The 14,546-nt window shown below is 69.4% G+C and carries 12 protein-coding genes and 3 pseudogenes; 8 read left to right on the forward strand and 7 right to left on the reverse strand.

Annotation, left to right across the window (positions count from 1 at the left end; all coding sequences use genetic code 11):
* Positions 1 to 6 precede the first annotated feature (6 nt).
* Complete coding sequence (locus tag ACFPZI_RS25550) at positions 7 to 1,836, reverse strand: AAA family ATPase (RefSeq protein WP_381367324.1); 1,830 nt, start codon at positions 1,834 to 1,836, stop codon at positions 7 to 9.
* Positions 1,837 to 1,991: 155 nt separating this feature from the next.
* Between ACFPZI_RS25550 and ACFPZI_RS25555 the strand changes: the two are divergent.
* Positions 1,992 to 2,126, forward strand: a pseudogene (locus tag ACFPZI_RS25555) (IS5/IS1182 family transposase); the annotation flags it as partial.
* 23 nt (positions 2,127 to 2,149) lie between these two features.
* Here the strand turns inward: ACFPZI_RS25555 and ACFPZI_RS25560 are convergent.
* Both ACFPZI_RS25560 and ACFPZI_RS25565 read right to left on the reverse strand, forming a co-directional pair.
* Positions 2,150 to 2,392, reverse strand: coding sequence for a restriction system modified-DNA reader domain-containing protein (locus ACFPZI_RS25560; RefSeq protein WP_055626559.1), 243 nt, complete (start codon positions 2,390 to 2,392; stop codon positions 2,150 to 2,152).
* 4 nt (positions 2,393 to 2,396) lie between these two features.
* The gene (locus ACFPZI_RS25565) at positions 2,397 to 2,537 is read right to left on the reverse strand and encodes a transposase (protein WP_326756126.1); all 141 of its coding nucleotides are present in this window, start codon (positions 2,535 to 2,537) and stop codon (positions 2,397 to 2,399) included.
* 76 nt (positions 2,538 to 2,613) lie between these two features.
* Between ACFPZI_RS25565 and ACFPZI_RS25570 the strand changes: the two genes are divergently transcribed.
* The 7 genes and pseudogenes from ACFPZI_RS25570 to ACFPZI_RS25600 all read left to right on the forward strand — a co-directional run bounded on the left by ACFPZI_RS25570 (position 2,614) and on the right by ACFPZI_RS25600 (position 11,975).
* Positions 2,614 to 3,108, forward strand: coding sequence for a LysR family transcriptional regulator substrate-binding protein (locus ACFPZI_RS25570; protein WP_350847826.1), 495 nt, complete (start codon positions 2,614 to 2,616; stop codon positions 3,106 to 3,108).
* Positions 3,109 to 3,745: 637 nt separating this feature from the next.
* The gene (locus ACFPZI_RS25575; RefSeq protein ID WP_381367329.1) at positions 3,746 to 5,182 is read left to right on the forward strand and encodes an NAD(P)-binding domain-containing protein; all 1,437 of its coding nucleotides are present in this window, start codon (positions 3,746 to 3,748) and stop codon (positions 5,180 to 5,182) included.
* A 449-nt stretch (positions 5,183 to 5,631) separates the two neighbouring features.
* Positions 5,632 to 6,421, forward strand: a pseudogene (locus tag ACFPZI_RS25580) (transposase family protein).
* Between the two features lie 490 nt (positions 6,422 to 6,911).
* A complete protein-coding gene (locus tag ACFPZI_RS25585) occupies positions 6,912 to 8,732 on the forward strand; it encodes a hypothetical protein (RefSeq protein WP_381367332.1) in 1,821 nt (606 codons plus the stop codon).
* Positions 8,733 to 8,871: 139 nt separating this feature from the next.
* Positions 8,872 to 8,964 (forward strand): annotated as a pseudogene (locus ACFPZI_RS25590) (IS5/IS1182 family transposase); the annotation flags it as partial.
* Positions 8,965 to 9,664: 700 nt separating this feature from the next.
* Positions 9,665 to 10,405 (forward strand): hypothetical protein, encoded by a 741-nt coding sequence (locus ACFPZI_RS25595; RefSeq protein ID WP_381367334.1) that lies wholly within the window; start codon positions 9,665 to 9,667, stop codon positions 10,403 to 10,405.
* Between the two features lie 247 nt (positions 10,406 to 10,652).
* A complete protein-coding gene (locus tag ACFPZI_RS25600; protein ID WP_381367337.1) occupies positions 10,653 to 11,975 on the forward strand; it encodes a hypothetical protein in 1,323 nt (440 codons plus the stop codon).
* A 34-nt stretch (positions 11,976 to 12,009) separates the two neighbouring features.
* On the opposite strand, the gene ACFPZI_RS25605 is transcribed toward ACFPZI_RS25600, so the two are convergent.
* The 4 genes from ACFPZI_RS25605 to ACFPZI_RS25620 all read right to left on the reverse strand — a co-directional run bounded on the left by ACFPZI_RS25605 (position 12,010) and on the right by ACFPZI_RS25620 (position 14,543).
* Entirely contained in the window at positions 12,010 to 12,459 is a 450-nt protein-coding gene (locus ACFPZI_RS25605) for an ATP-binding protein (protein WP_381367339.1), read from the reverse strand.
* A 187-nt stretch (positions 12,460 to 12,646) separates the two neighbouring features.
* Positions 12,647 to 13,642 carry a hypothetical protein gene (locus ACFPZI_RS25610; protein WP_381367342.1) on the reverse strand — a complete coding sequence of 332 codons (996 nt, stop codon included), beginning with the start codon at positions 13,640 to 13,642 and terminating at the stop codon, positions 12,647 to 12,649.
* A 126-nt stretch (positions 13,643 to 13,768) separates the two neighbouring features.
* Positions 13,769 to 14,236: a hypothetical protein gene (locus ACFPZI_RS25615; protein WP_381367345.1), complete on the reverse strand. Its 468-nt coding sequence runs from the start codon at positions 14,234 to 14,236 to the stop codon at positions 13,769 to 13,771.
* 82 nt (positions 14,237 to 14,318) lie between these two features.
* Entirely contained in the window at positions 14,319 to 14,543 is a 225-nt protein-coding gene (locus ACFPZI_RS25620) for a DUF397 domain-containing protein (RefSeq protein WP_065001541.1), read from the reverse strand.
* Positions 14,544 to 14,546: the final 3 nt, after the last annotated feature.

A 14,546-nucleotide genomic window follows, 5' to 3' on the forward strand; every position in this document is an offset into this window, starting at 1 on the left:
GCACGGTCACGGGTGCTGCTCGCGCAGCGCGTCGAGGCCGTAGCGGGCGGCGACGTCGATTCCTTCGCCGTAGTGGTACTCCTCGAGCAGCGGCAGGATCTTCGTGCGCCAGGTCCGTTCGAGGCCGCCGTCGCGGTACACGCCCGGCTTCATCAGGTACGAGGGGCCGATGGCGAAGTCGGCGTCGTCGATACGGGCGTTGAGGGCATCGAGGAGGCGGGCGGGCTCCTGGTCCCTCCCTTCGCGCTCGAGCCAGCGCGCGAGCAGCCCGGCGGTCGGTTCGGTGCGCGGGGACAGCTCCACGAACGCGAAACGGCGCCGCATCGCCGCGTCGACCAGGGCGATCGACCGGTCGGCGGTGTTCATCGTGCCGATCACGAAGAGGTTGGGCGGCAGGGGGAAGTCGTCGCCGGAGTAGGTGAGACGGACGGACCGGTCCCGGTACTCCAGGAGGAAGTACAGCTCGCCGAACACTTTCGCCAGATTGGCGCGGTTGATCTCGTCGATGATCAGGAAGTGCGGGATGTGACGGTTGCCTTCGCGGGAGGCGAGGTCGGCCAGCTCCCGCAGCGGGCCCGCCGTCAGCCGGAACGCCACCTCCCTCGTCTCCGGGTCCTCCACGGGCCGGAACCCCTCGAAGAAGTCCTCGTACGCGTACGACGGGTGGAACTGCACGATCTTGACCTGCTCCGGGCCGCCGCCGAAGTACTCGGCCAGCTTCATCGCCAGGTACGTCTTGCCCGTACCCGGCGGGCCGTAGAGCACCATCTGCTTCTCGTCGAGGAGGAGTTCGCGCATCTCCTCCAGCCAGGCCCGGTCGTGGACCAGGAGGGCGGCGGCGAGCGCTTCGGTGATGTCCGGCAGGTTCAGCTCCCGTTGCGCCGGCCGTTCCACGACGGGGTGATCGCCGGTGCCGTCGGTCACCGCCGGGTCCACAGGCTCCGTACGTCCGGTGAGCCCGTCCAGCGCGTCCAGGACACCGGTCAGGTCGACGACGTCGTGCTGCACGGACAGTTTCTGCTGCACCTCCTCCGGCAGCTCCTCGTACGCGTGGCTGGCCGCCTGCCAGGCCACGGTCCGGCGCAGATTGGACAGCCCGCCCGGCGACGCGCTCTGCACGGCCTCCCCGGTGATCCGCCCGACGTGGAGTCGGCCGTCGCCGATGGTGGCCACGGTGTCGCCGACGCGCATCTGGGTCAGGAAGGCGTGCAACTCGTCGACCAGGCCCTGCTTCTGGTGGTACGAGGCCGCCCCCTCGTACCCCTCCTCGACGAAGCGGCGCAGCGCGCTCTTGGTCGGATCGGCCTCCTCCAGGGGCGGCAGATGCGCGCCCGCGAGCGAGACGAACCCCTCCTCCAGCCACAGCCGCCGCACCAGGTTGTGCCCCGAGACATTGGACCCGCGCACCAGCCACGCCTTGTGCGGGGCACGCCAGTTGGTGGACAGGTAGTCGGCGAGCGGATGGCCCTCCGCGGTGCGCCAGGACTCCGGGCCGGAGGCGTCGTAGCCGTACACCAGCGCGGCGGCGGCCGAGGAGGAGTTGCACTCGATGCCCCGGGTCACCGTCCAGCGCGGCGGTGCGTCCTTGGGAAGGCCGGGACCGGTGGGGGCGTCGACGAGTGTGCCGCCGGCGTGCAACTCCTTGCGGAACCGGCGTGCGTGGTCGCCGAGCCCCGGCCAGGCCTCGGCGGTCACGACCGAACCCTCCCGCAGCAGGAACTTGTACGTGCCGTTGCCGCCGAACTCGGTGAGCAGATGTCCGCGCGCCTCGGCGCCGTCCTTGGGCAGCTTGATGCGGAACTCGGGCGTGCCGGGGAGGCGGTCGGGCTGCGGCATGGGTGACCTTCCGAGGGAGGCGAGGCCTGCGCGAACACCGCACAGGCTACACGTTGACGTTGTCAACGAGCACGTGGTGTGAGCGGCCTCCAGGTCCGCCGACGCATCGGATGAGAGGGGTGGGACGCGTGCTCGGGGCGAGGACACTCACGGTCCTTTGCCGGGTCCGTGCGCCAGAGCGGGTCCTGCGGGAGACCGCCCCCGAGTACGTCCTGCTCGACGGAACACTCGCCGAGGGCGACCGGGCCGGCGACAGCCGGGCCGACTTCTTTCATAAGCACCGCCGCCATTCAGCCGAAGCGTGGCTCGGCGTTCAGCTCTCTTCGGACGAAGCAGCTCGCAGGTCGGCCAGGGAGACCTGCCCTTCCGGGGTGTCGGCAAGCCAGAAAGTCCAGCCGTTGGTCCCGGCTCCGGCCGCATTAGCGGTTCCAGAGGGCGTGTCGTGAATCTGGCCGTCGAGAACGATGCGTCCCTGGTCGTCGATGGCGGCTACGTGGTCGTACTCCTCCCATGCAGGGGTGAGGACGGTACCCGCATTGATCGGGCCGGCGTCCAACAGCTCACTGGCGCACCCACGTGCGCAGCGTCTCGGAATTCATCTCGAGTTCCCGGGCGACATGAGCGATCGGCTTGCTGGATTTCAATGCCAACTGGACCGCTTCTTCGCGGAACTCCGGCGAGTACGGACTTGGACGTGCCACTTGCTTCTTCCCTCGATTCCTTACAGGACAACCCTATTGGGTCCCTGTCCGGGATCTTCGGGGTCCCTCAAGCCTGGTGGCGCTCCCGATCCTGGACGACCACCAGCTCACCGTCCGCTCCGTGGCCCGCGACGAGATCGTGTATCTCAGCTCCGACCCCGAGCGTGCCCGGCGTCCCGTCACGCCCGCCCGCCTCGCGGACGCCAGACTGGTCCTCTCCGAGGCCACGTGGGGCGAACGGGACTACACCCGTCAGCAGCTCACCCGTGCCGTACAGACGGCGCACCGCACACTGCGGCCGCACATTGAGGTCGAGAACGTCGAGACCGCGCTGGAGATCGCCGCCCGCGGACACGCCGACACGATCGCGGCACGCGGCGTCGTCCACCGTCTCGCCGGCCAGCTTCCCCACCGGCTCCACTCCGCCCCGCTGCGGCCGAGACTCTACGACCACTTCGCCATCGTGCACCGCCGCAACACCACCCTCAGCCGGGCCACCCGCACCCTCATCGACCTCGCCACCACCCGCCTCCGGCAGGCGACGGCCCGAGGCAGGCAGGCCGATCCCTGAGCCTGAATCCACCGAAGAAAACCGGACCCGAGCAGCCTTCGCCCAGGTCAGCGGCCCGATTGAGCCGTTCCGCGCCTTCACCTCTCAGGTGAAGATCGACTACCACCCGAAGGACTGGTTGACCTGGGAGGACACAGTCTTCCCTCCATGGTCATCGGTGGATCCAGGCTGAGGCGCCCCTGACACACCTTCACTCGGACAAGACGGAGAAGCCAGATTACGGATCCGCTTCCTTCTGCATCTCGGAGGAATGAGATTGCGCAGACCGGGAAGGAGCTGCGGTCGGGCACATTTCCGCCAGGGCGCCATCCACCCTTTCTACTGCATTGCTGATGTGAAGTTCAAAGGGTGAAGGCATGCAGGGCGACGACCTTCGTGGCCAGCCCGAGGGGCGGTCCCGTCGCACCCGACGAGGTGACGAAGCTGCAGTTCATCCGCCGAGAGTGGGGCTTGATGTCGACCTGTAGCCGCACGGCCGGACCGGCTGTCGCGGCCCGCACCTCCGACGGGTTGACACCGTTGATTGCGACAGCAAATTAGCGCAACTGGGCCAATCCTGCTACGGTCAAAAGAAATCCGTCTCTCTGAGCCGGTCGATACGTGCGGATTCTGGCGACCGGATGGCTCCGTCCTGCCCGTGAGGGTGGGTGCAGGGCCGCATGGCGAAAATAAAGGGACATACGTGACGAACGGAAAAAGAGTAGCGATTGTCGGTGCCGGCCCCTCGGGCATGGCTCAGCTGCGGGCCTTTGAGACCGCAGCGCGCGCGGGGGCGGACATCCCCGAGATTGTCTGTTTTGAGAAACAGGCTGACTGGGGTGGCCAGTGGAACTTCACCTGGCGCACCGGACTCGACGAGTACGGCGAGCCCGTGCACTCGAGCATGTACCGCAATCTGTGGTCGAATGCGCCGAAGGAAGCGCTGGAGTTCGCTGATTACACCTTCGACGAGCACTTCGGTCGCGCCGTCTCCTCATACCCGCCGCGCCCGGTTCTGTGGGACTACATCGCCGCCCGGCTGAAGAAGACGAACGTGCGCGATTTCATCCGTTTCCAGACCGTCGTGCGCTGGACGGAATACGACGCCGAGCGTGAGGTCTTCACGCTCACGGTCGAGAATCTCCCCACCGGAGAAACGACGACCGAGGAGTTCGACCATGTGGTCGTCGCCAGCGGCCACTTCGCTTTCCCCAACGTGCCGCAATTCCCTGGCATCGAGACCTTCCCCGGGCAGATCGCCCACGCGCACGACTTCCGCGGCGCGGAAGACTTCAAGGGGCAGGACGTCCTCGTCGTCGGCTCCAGCTACTCGGCCGAGGACATCGGCAGCCAGGCGTTCAAGATGGGCGCACGCTCGGTGACGGCGAGCTATCGTTCCGCGCCGATGGGCTACGACTGGCCCGAGGGCTTCGAGGAACGCCCCGTCATCAAGCGCATCGAGGGCAACACGGTCCACTTCGCCGACGACACCTCGAAGCACATCGACGCCGTCATCCTGTGCACCGGCTACCTGCACAAGTACCCGTTCCTGCCCGACGAGCTCGCGCTGACCTCCCCGAACAACGTGTACCCGGACGGCCTTTACCGCGGTGTCGTGTGGCAGGACAACCCGCGTCTGGCCTACCTCGGCGCGCAGGACCAGTGGTTCACCTTCAACATGTTCGACGCGCAGGCCTGGTACGTACGCGACCTCATCCTGGGCCGCACCGAGCTGCCGTCGGAGACCGAACGCTCCGCGTCCATCGCCGAGTGGCGGGAACGTTTCGAGAAGCTTTCCTCGGACGCCGAAGAGATCCGCTTCCAGGCCGACTACGTGCGTGATCTGCTGCGACAGACGGACTACCCCGAGTTCGACCTCGACCGGGTCGTCGAGATCTTCCTCGCGTGGAAGCGCGACAAGAAGGCCGACATCATGGGCTACCGCGACCGTGTTTACCGCTCGGTCATGACGGGAACCCTGGCCGCCGAGCACCACACACCGTGGCTCGAAGAACTCGACGACTCGATCGAGCGCTACCTCGCCGAGGACCCCGCCAAGACTCCGCAGAACGCTGAGCGCGGCCTGGCGGCGTAACTCCCCGAGGTCGGGGGCGGACCCCACTACGGTTCAGGGGCCCAGCAGCTCTCGCTGCGGGCCCCTGAACCGTATCCATGGGGTGGGCACAACTGGGGGATGTCGGTTGCCGGTTGCCGGGGCCAGGGGGAGTGCGCCGTGGGCCATGGGAGCGTGCCGTGAGCCGTGCCGGATGGCTTGTGTGTGAGGGGTGGGGATCGAGCCGCAGCCCTGCGAAGACCCTCCGCAATCGCCTCGGCATCGGCGCGGCCCGCTCAAGAACCCTGGCCTCCGTGAGCCGCGCAGAACGCAACGACCACTTCCAAGGGCAGCCTTGGTCGAATACAGCGAGCTGTTTCCAACCTGGCTGATGTCAGGCTGAGTTGGCGTGGGGGCCGGAGGTGGGAAGAGGTGAAGCTCCTGGTAGATGGGTTGTCGACCAAGAGCAACCTGTCCGCCCGGAGCTTCGTGTGCTTGTCTACCCATCGGGACTCGATCTGTCCAGTTCCACCCTGCGGTTCCTGTCCGGTCTGCTGAGCGTCCGGCGCCGCGAACGCGGCACGCGGTGGCGGCGGCTTCCGGCGGATCGCCAGGCCCTGCTCGTGCTGGCCCATCTGCGCTGTGGACACACATCCCCCCAGCTCGCGGCAGGTTTCGGCGTCGGTGTTGCCACGGTGTACCGCTATGTGGCGGAGGCCGTCGAGATCCTCGCGGAGCTCGCCCCGGACCTTGCCGCTGCCAACCGGACAGCGGCGCGCAAAGCGTTCGTGATCCTCGACGGCACGGTGCTGCCCATCGACCGCATCGCCGCCGACCGGCCGTACTACTCCGGAAGCACCGGAAACACGGGATGAACGTGCAGGCCCTCGCCGACCCTCCCCCAGCCTTCGGCCGGGGGTGCCCCCAGGCCACCTGCTGTGGGCCTCGCCGGCTCTGCCCGGCGCGGTGCACGACGTCCGCGCGGCCCGTACCTGCGGCGTCATCGACGCCCTGGCCGAGGCCGGCATTTGTTGCTGGGCCGACCAGGGCTACCAGGGAGCCGACGGTACGGTACGTGTGCCTTACCGCGGCCGCTGGGAGCGGCTGTCCGCAGGTCAGCGAGCCGTCAACGTCTCCCATGCGAGGATCCGCGCGCTCGGCGAGCAGGCCGTGGCCACCCTGAAGACCTGGCGGCTGCTGCGCAAGCTGCGGTGCAGCACCACCCGCATCACCGCCCTCGTCCAGGCCGTCCTCACCCTCCACCTCAACGCCTCAAAATGAGGTTGGAAACAGCTCATGGAGTCGAACAACTCACGCGCCTTGGCCGGTTCCCACACATAGGGTCGTTGCAGGTCGGGCAGAGCGATTTCACCGCGTCGGATGTCGGTGATCAAGTCAGCTACCTGGTGGGTGGTGTCTTTGAACAGCACGGTGGCCATCGGCCGGCCTCCTTTTGTGCGGCGAGGATGGGGAGCGGAAGAGTGTGGGGTCAGCCGGTCATGGTGAGGAACGGTCTGGGCTGGATGGCCTTGCCAGGTGCTTCAACCTCGACGTACCGAGTGATCGCCCCGTCAGTACTGACCTGGTAGCCCGGGCGCTGCGTCTCCGGCGCCTGGCCCGTGCATGGGGTGGGAGAGTCCCGTGTCCGCCCTGCCACCGCCTCCCGCCGACGGCACCGGATACATGGGTGGGACGACAATTCCTTCGACACGGTGCTGACCGGCTGGCAAGCTGCGGACATGACCTACGGAATCGAGTCCCACTTCACCCGGTGAGCGCCCAGGAAGAGCGCGACGCGCTCACCGCCCCGACCGCTCTGTACGACCAAGCCCTGCATCTGCTGCGCGAGTCCCCCGATGGAGTCCCGCCCCGGCGCGGTTACTCCCGGTCTCGGAAAACCGCTACGGGCAAGGATCCGCTCCCTCGGGAAGAGGCGAAGAGCGCCATCCGGGAAGCGCTCAGTCCACTCCCGGACGACCCCGCCACCCTGCATCGCCGCTTCGAACGACTCGGTATCCAGGACCGCCACCGATACCTGATCGGATTCACCGTCGCCGGGCTGCCGCTGCCGGCCGACCAGGTGGATGCGGCCCGCACTCTGGGACGGAGGCTGATACGGACCGGTACGACCGCGTCCACCGTCACCGCAGGCATCGCCCTGCTGGGCCGCCTCGGCGAGCCCGAGGACGTTCCGTATCTCTCCGTTCTCGGTCTGCTCCGAGATCTCACCGGCCCAGTGATCAACGCGCTCGACATCCTCGATCGCCGATCCGCAGCCGTCGTGTGGCTCGCGGTCTACGCTCGCAGTGACGAACTGCGGCCATTCGTCCACGCCCTGTGGGCAGATGCCCGGCAGGCCGTCCGCCCGGAACTGGTCGCGCTTCCTGCCTCACCCCGCTTCGTCAGCAGCACGGTCGCCCGCCGGATCGCGGAGGCCTCCCAGTTGCCCGACCTCCTCGACCGCCACCCCTCCGACACCGACCTGCTCGCCCGCGCGGGCAGGTTGCTCGTCCGGATGGGATGCTCACGCGACGACCCCACCGACCTCCTCGCCTACCGGGACGCGCTCCGCGTGTACGACGGCGTCGTCGGCCGAGCCGGTCTGCTGCCGCCCACCCTCGACAACGCGGCCATGCTGCTGTCGCTCGCCCTGGATCTGAGCAGTGGCACCGGCGTGCTGCTGGACTGGCCGCCCGGACGGCGCGCGGTACTGCTGGAATCGCTCGGGCGGCTGCTGGCCGAGCCCCGATGGGCGGTGGCGGGCGCCACCGCAAGCGCGGCGGACCAGCGGCGGCGAGCCGACTGGATCCGTCGCACTGGACGGCAGCCGTTCAGGCGCCCGGCCACGCCCGACGGATTCCGCGTCGAGGTGGTGGCCGGCGACCCCGCGGACCGGGACCCCGTCGAGGCGCGTGTGCTCATCGACGGCCGTCCGGTGGTTCCGGCGGTGTTCGGCCGTGGGTCCGCCCACAGCCCCGATCACCTGTTGGACGAGGGCCGGCTGAGGGCCGGGGCGGAGCCCCGCGAGGTGCAACTCGCGGAGGCCTACTGCACCGAGGGGTGCTGTGGCGCGCTCTACGTCACCATCCGGCGAGACGCGGACCAGGTGGTGTGGGAGAACTGGCGGCAGACCATGCCGGGCTCCCGTGAGCCCGCGTCCGAGCTGCCCGCGTACCGGTTCGACGCCTCCGCCTATGACACGGAGATCGCCAGGGCGGAGACCGACTGCTCCTGGTCCTGGCGGACTCGCACCGTCGCCCGCCTGATCAAGTCGGGGTTGATCGAGGAGCCGGATCTGCTGAGCCGATGGGACGCGGACCGAGGCTGGATCAGCAGTGGCTTCGACGACCCCGACACCGCCGTGGTGACCTTCTGGTACAGGCCAGGGCCGACGCCCGGCAGTCCCGAACGAGCCGACAGCCCCCTCCAGTTCCGCTGGGACATCCGGGACGACGGCACCCCGCCCGAGGCACAGGCCGCAGCCGCCCTGCGCCGGTTGGCCGAAGAGGACCCGAAGTCCTATGCGAAGGTGTGCGGCGGCAGCCGTGAGCGCGCCGAGGAACTCGGGTTCCCCTGGCCCGACAGGGCCTGACCCGAGGGGCCGTTCAGAGCGGTGCCGTGTCCGGCGGGAGCAGTGCGCCCGCCGTCGGGCCGGTGGTCAGGAGGCCTGTGTATTCCTGAGCCAGATCGGTGGCCCGGCGGGCGGCGCGGGCGGACGCCTCGCGCCGGCCCGCTCCCACCTGCGAAAACGGCTGTGGGGTAAGCGCATCGGCGTCCGCATCGCCCGCAAGGGGATCGAATCCGGTGAACGCCTGGGACGTCGACTGTTCCGCCCGCCCTTTCCCGGAGCTCACGAAGGGCTCGCGCGAAGGCAGCCAGGGGCCCATCGCCCTCACCGGGAGAGCCCGGGCCATGCCTCGGCGGCCACTTCCGGCGGTTCGAGCTCCACCCGGAGGACTACCGGAGCTGGCGCAAGGCGGCGGACAGCCTGGGCGCGAAGGAGGGCCGTATCGAGTGGGTCTTCGGCCGGACCGGCGCGCTCACGGACGACATGGTGGCGCGCCGAGGGTACGCGCTGCTCGTACGGTGCGAGACCGAGGGCAATGACCGTCGTGTGTCCATCGGCACCGTGACCGACGGAAAGAGGACGGACTGGGCTCCTCTGGAGCACTGCCGGATGACCGAGAGCGGCCTCGTCACGCCCGCACTCGAGGAGCTGCGCGCCAAGGGAGCGGTCCGCGACGACGGTATCGGCTGCGAGCCGCTTCCCAGCAGTGTTCCCCTGCCCAGTGGACAGGTCGTGTTCGCGGTGGACACGGAAGCGGCACCCCTGTCCTCGTCGCCGTTGGACGTGCCGGGCAGGCGCCTGATTCCCGGCTTCGTCAAGCCGACGGGAAGCCGCATCGTCCGGGCCTGTCTGTCCCTGCCCGACACGGTGCAGGCTCCCACGGACCAGTACGTCTACCGTCTCGCGGGCTCGGTCCGGTTGCTGGTCACGGACGTCGTCGAGGGAAGCGGTTCCTCGTGGGCGGTCCGGGCCGAGTCACCTCTGCCAAGACGGAGCCTCGGACCGTCTCTCCCGAACCGAAACGGGTCAAGGTCCTCGAAGCGAAGCCGGTCGAGAAGAAGGATCCGCACCTCAGGAAGATTCGTCGCCTGCTCGGTGAACTGAGTCAGACCCATGAAAACCGGTCCACCCAGGATCTGGTGCGGCTGCTTGACGAGATCGGGAAGCACTGCGATCAGTTCGCCCAGCCGCTGCCGGTCGCGGACGCCAAGCAGCTCAGGCGGTGGCGGCGCAGGGTGGAGGACCGGGTGTCCGCCGAACGGTCCGCCCAGGCCGTGGCCGCCTCGCGGAACACGTCGTCGGGGGCAGGCCGCACCGTCGAGCCACCGCAGGACGACCGCCTGCCGGCCGAGAGGATCGACAAGTCGGCCGTCACGGTCCGCGGCATCCTCGAGGAACTGGCCCGCGCCGACGGCACCCCTTTGAACTGGGGCGACCTCCGTCTCAGGGCGGGTGGGCAGTTTCCGTCCCTGCACCCCGACGACCAGGTCGCGTTGCTCGTCGCGGTGGACCGGGACACACCGGCCGACGAGCCGCTTCTGTCCACGCTGGTCGACAGCTCCGTCGCCGCCCCACACCGGCTCTACCGCCAGGTGCGCGTGGGCCTCGGCCGGGAACCCGTCCCCGATACGGAGCTCGAAACCCACCGGGCCATGGAGGCCCTGCGGTTGCGGCAGCTCTGGCGATACCGGCGGTGAGCTGGCCGGGGTTCCGACGTTCGTGACGGGGTGGGGCGAAGCGGTGTGCGTCACCCGTCGGCTGAAGGGGTCGCACGGGGCGCAGACGCGGTGACGACGCGACGGAAGTCGCAGGCGTGCGAGGAAGCCGGCCTGGTTCCGGGACGGTCCGATGTGGATCGAGTGACACCCGGGTGCTGTGATTCGGCTATACGGTTCTGCTGGAACGTCAGTTGTGGGCTGACGTGGGGATGAGTCAGGGGGGACGATGATCGACTACCGCAAGAAGGCAACCGTTCCGGTCTGGACGCTGGCGACAGGTGACGTCCAGGTGCCGGCGGTGGCCGGGGGCGGGCCGATGACGGCTGAGCGCCTGGCCGAACTGCGCGGTGTGCTGGCCGCGTTGGCCGACCGGCCGATCGCCACGCTCGAGGTGCATCCGCTGCCGGACAAGCTCGACCGCGGCCGGGGCATCTCGCTCGATGCCGCGAGTCCGCTGGCACAGCACCTGTCGCAGCTGGTCACGCAGTCGGCGCGCGGTTCCGCCGCGGCGGCCAAGACGACGGCTGCCGGCGAGGGGCTGTACCGCATGGTGGTTCCGGCGAAGGTCGCCAAGCAGTTGGGGCAGGGCATTGTTCGCCCCATGGTGCCGAAGGGTGCGACCGGTTGCTTCTACGGCACCTTCGTGAATTCGACGACGGGCAAGATCGTCGCCAACCCGACGTTCGTGCGGGTCGAAGGAGCGGCAGCGGCGGGCACGGTCGGCGGGGCCGGTGCGACCGCCGGTGCCGCGGCCGCCGGGGGCACGCTGCTCACCGTGGCCGCTCCACTCGTGCTCATGGCCGTGGCGGTCGGGGTGAGCGCGCATGCCGACGCCAAGCGGCAGGAGGCCATCGCGCACATCACGGAACTGCTGGAGCAGCTTCAGGCCGACAAGCTCGACGACGAGCACAGCGCGCTCAACGGCTGCCGTCCCGCCATCGACAAGGCCACGGCCATCCTGCTCGACCAGGGCAGGCTCGGTGTCTCGCTGGGACTCGACTCGGCGGTGCACGCCATCGACACGGCACTGAGCAAGGCTGACATCCGCCTGGCCCGGTGGACGAGCGCGCTCGACCGGCTTCCCGACGGTGAGCCCGTCGAGATCGGCACGCTGACCGAGTCGTTCCCCGGCGTGGACGACCAGGGTGGCACGTTCCGCACCTACCTCGAACTGGCGGCCCTGGCCATCGCGTTGAAGCGGCGTGTCAACGTCCTCCAGGCGGTCGAGCAGGCCCAGAGCGAGCCCGACAACCTGTTCGAGAACTTCACCCGCGCGCTGAGGAGCGACGAGCAGCGCCTCGACGAGCTGGAGAAGGGCCTTGCCGGTGTCCTGCTGCGCCTGTCGGCGTTGGAGCTGGCCCGCCCGAAGAGTGTGCGTCCCGTCTTGACGACCGGTGAGGTCGACCGGCTGATGCGCACGGCGTACCAGATCCGTGGGCTGGGCGACGGCGTCGCGGTCAACGGCCGCCCGACGGATGTGGCGATCGAGATCGCCCGCGAAAGGGACGGCTCGGTGGTCGTGTTCCCCGCGTTGCCCGCGGAGGCGTAGGCGCGCGGGCTTCCGCTCTCCTCGGGCGACGCCCTCACCCGTCGGCCGGTGTCGTCAGCACCGCCCGGACGGTCTTGCCGCCGGGCGGGTGGGGGACGCAGTCCCAGTGGTCGGCGAGGGCGGTGACGAGTGCCAGGCCGCGTCCACCGAGGGGGAGCGCGTCGGGCCCGTCCTCCGCCGGGGCCGGCCATGGCCACAGGTCCCCGCGGGCGTCCGTGACCTCGACGCGCAGACGGCCGGCCGCCGGGTCGAGGGCGAGGGTCAGCCGGAAGCAGCGGCCGGGCACGCGGCCGTGCAGGACGGCGTTGGCGGCGAGTTCCGCGACGACGAGTTCGGCACGTTCCGTGAGGTCCTGCGAGGCGCCCCGGGAGCGCAGTTCGGTCACGGCGAGGAGCCGGGCGAGACGGGCGCCGCGCCGCGTGGACGACAGCAGCTGGGTGAAGGTGCCGACGGGGGCGCCCACTGGGGATGTCGCGTGGTTCATGCCGTCAGACTGGCGGTCGGGTGAGGGCGGGGGCGAGTGCCGCGCCCCGTACGCAGGGTGACCGTACGGCGGCGGAGAGGAGTCGGCGCGCTTGCGGAACGGGCATGTACGAGGCGTTGGGGACCGGGCCGTGAACCGAGCGGGCCGCACCCCGGAGTGGGGTGCGGCCGGGTGTGCGCTTCTGGTGTCAGGTGGCCGAGGACCCGGGGTTCCTCGGCTCTTGGCTGGGGACTGCGGTGTGCTCCGGGCTCTGGGCGGGGGCGGGGACGCGGTCCGTGGCGGAGGGCCTGGCGAAGATCTCGTCGAGGGTGGTGGCGTCGATGGCGCGGTCGAACCAGAGATCCAGGAGCGGCATGTCCGTGCAGGTGATGACGCGCTGTCGGGTCTCTTCCGTCATCGAGAAGCCGCGGCGCTCCATCAGGCGCAGCAGTCGCTCGGCCATTCCGGCCACGCGTCCTTCCTCGCGTCCTTCTTCCTGTCCTGCGAGGCGGGCGTCGCCCACGATGGTGCCTCGCCTGGGGGTGAAGAGGGATTCCATCAGGTTCCTCCAGATTTTCCGGGCGTGTTCGCTGCCCAAGCCGTCCTCGATCAGTCCCGCCAGGTCGTCCCGCGCTTCGCGGTCCGTGTCCTGGGCCAACGCCTCGCCCATTACCGTCAGTATGCCCTCGATGTCCGGGTCGTTGCTGTGGATCCACAGACAGAAGGCGGCGAAGTCCAGGTCGGCTGAGGCATCCTGGATCCGGCTGACACGCGGAACGTTGGCCGGGCCCAGCACGTGAGGCACTGTCACCTGGGTGGGGCGCCCCAGGCCGGTGCGCAGAGGTCTGGCCGCCCATGCCGCTGTTGCCGTGTCCACGCACAGGACCAGCAGGACGACCTCAAGTTTGTACCGGTCACGCAAGTACGCGACGTAGTACGGCCACGAGGTCTCCTTCTTCGTCTCGATGCCGCTCTGCGCCTCGACCAGCAGGATGAACGGATCGCGCCCGTCGGGACGGACCACCCTCAGCACGGAGTCCATGCTCCGGGTGAACATCTTCGGGGCGCCGGATGCGTCCGTCGGGAGAGTCTCGGTGGTGACACCGGGCGGGATTCCGAGGTCCAGGAGGTCCAGCGCACGGTTCAGTGCTTTCGGACGTCCCGGCAGGAAGCCGTGCAGGGTGTCGTGACTGACGTTGGGCATGACGTGAAACTATGCGCGAAGCAAGAACATTCGTTGGCTTTTGAGGTGTGATCACCCGTTTGGTGGAAGTCTCCGGGGTCGACGCCGAGGCGTGCGGTCAGGGCGGGGGCGAGTGCCGAGCCTGCTCTACGCGCACGGGCAGGCCAGTCCGGGGGCCGCGCGGTTGGGGGAGCACGTGACCACGGCCAGGGAGAGGTACGAGGGGCGTTCGAGGTAGTGGCCGTACGACACGTCGGCGCCCGAGTGCAGGCGTTCGGCGGCGGCGTCCACCAGCCGGGCCAGGCGCGCGGTGTCCCGGTCGCTCTCCGACGCGAATCGCGGGGTGTACTCGGCCAGCCGTTCGCCGAGCCAGGCCGCCGCCTCCTTCGCCTCGTCCCAGGTGCCCCGCACCAGTGAGCGGGGCTTGACGAGCCAGTACGCCGTCTCCAGGGGCGGGAGCTCCGACGTCCGGAACTCCGCGGCCACCTGGCGGTAGCGCTCGACCAGTTCCGGCTTGCTCCCGGCCGGGGGCGGCTCGGGATGCGGGGGTCGACGCAGGGCCTCGTCGTCGAAGCGCGCCCTCGGGCCGGTCCAGAGGTAGGCGTGGTGGTGCACGAGCCGTTCCCGTCTCGAGGAGCGCCGGCCGGACGCGGGGAGGGGCCCGGTCCGGCCGGCGGTGGGAGGGGAGGGGGGAGGGTCAGGCGCCTAGGCCGAAGCGCGCCGGGTCGATACCGGCGGCGTCCAGCTCCTGCGTGGTGAACCGCAGCGGCTGCGCGTCCGGCCGCTTGCTGTCGCCGAGGGCCCAGGCGTCCTCACCGATCCGGGCCAGCGTCACGCACCCCTCGGTGCAGGGTCCGCCGCACGCTTTCGTGAACGAGGCCCCGCCGATGTCGAGCGCGTACAGGTTGGTTCCGTTCTGCATGAC

This window comes from Streptomyces chlorus, assembly GCF_042655885.1.
In the GTDB taxonomy this organism is placed as follows: Bacteria; Actinomycetota; Actinomycetes; order Streptomycetales; family Streptomycetaceae; genus Streptomyces; species Streptomyces chlorus.

Bases quoted from the DNA above. Each gene is read 5' to 3' on its own strand.
- ACFPZI_RS25605 (WP_381367339.1), bottom strand. From the start codon at position 12,459: ATGAACCACGCGACATCCCCAGTGGGCGCCCCCGTCGGCACCTTCACC.
- ACFPZI_RS25600 (WP_381367337.1), top strand. From the start codon at position 10,653: ATGATCGACTACCGCAAGAAGGCAACCGTTCCGGTCTGGACGCTGGCG.
- ACFPZI_RS25620 (WP_065001541.1), bottom strand. From the start codon at position 14,543: ATGCAGAACGGAACCAACCTGTACGCGCTCGACATCGGCGGGGCCTCG.
- ACFPZI_RS25550 (WP_381367324.1), bottom strand. From the start codon at position 1,836: ATGCCGCAGCCCGACCGCCTCCCCGGCACGCCCGAGTTCCGCATCAAG.
- ACFPZI_RS25610 (WP_381367342.1), bottom strand. From the start codon at position 13,642: ATGCCCAACGTCAGTCACGACACCCTGCACGGCTTCCTGCCGGGACGT.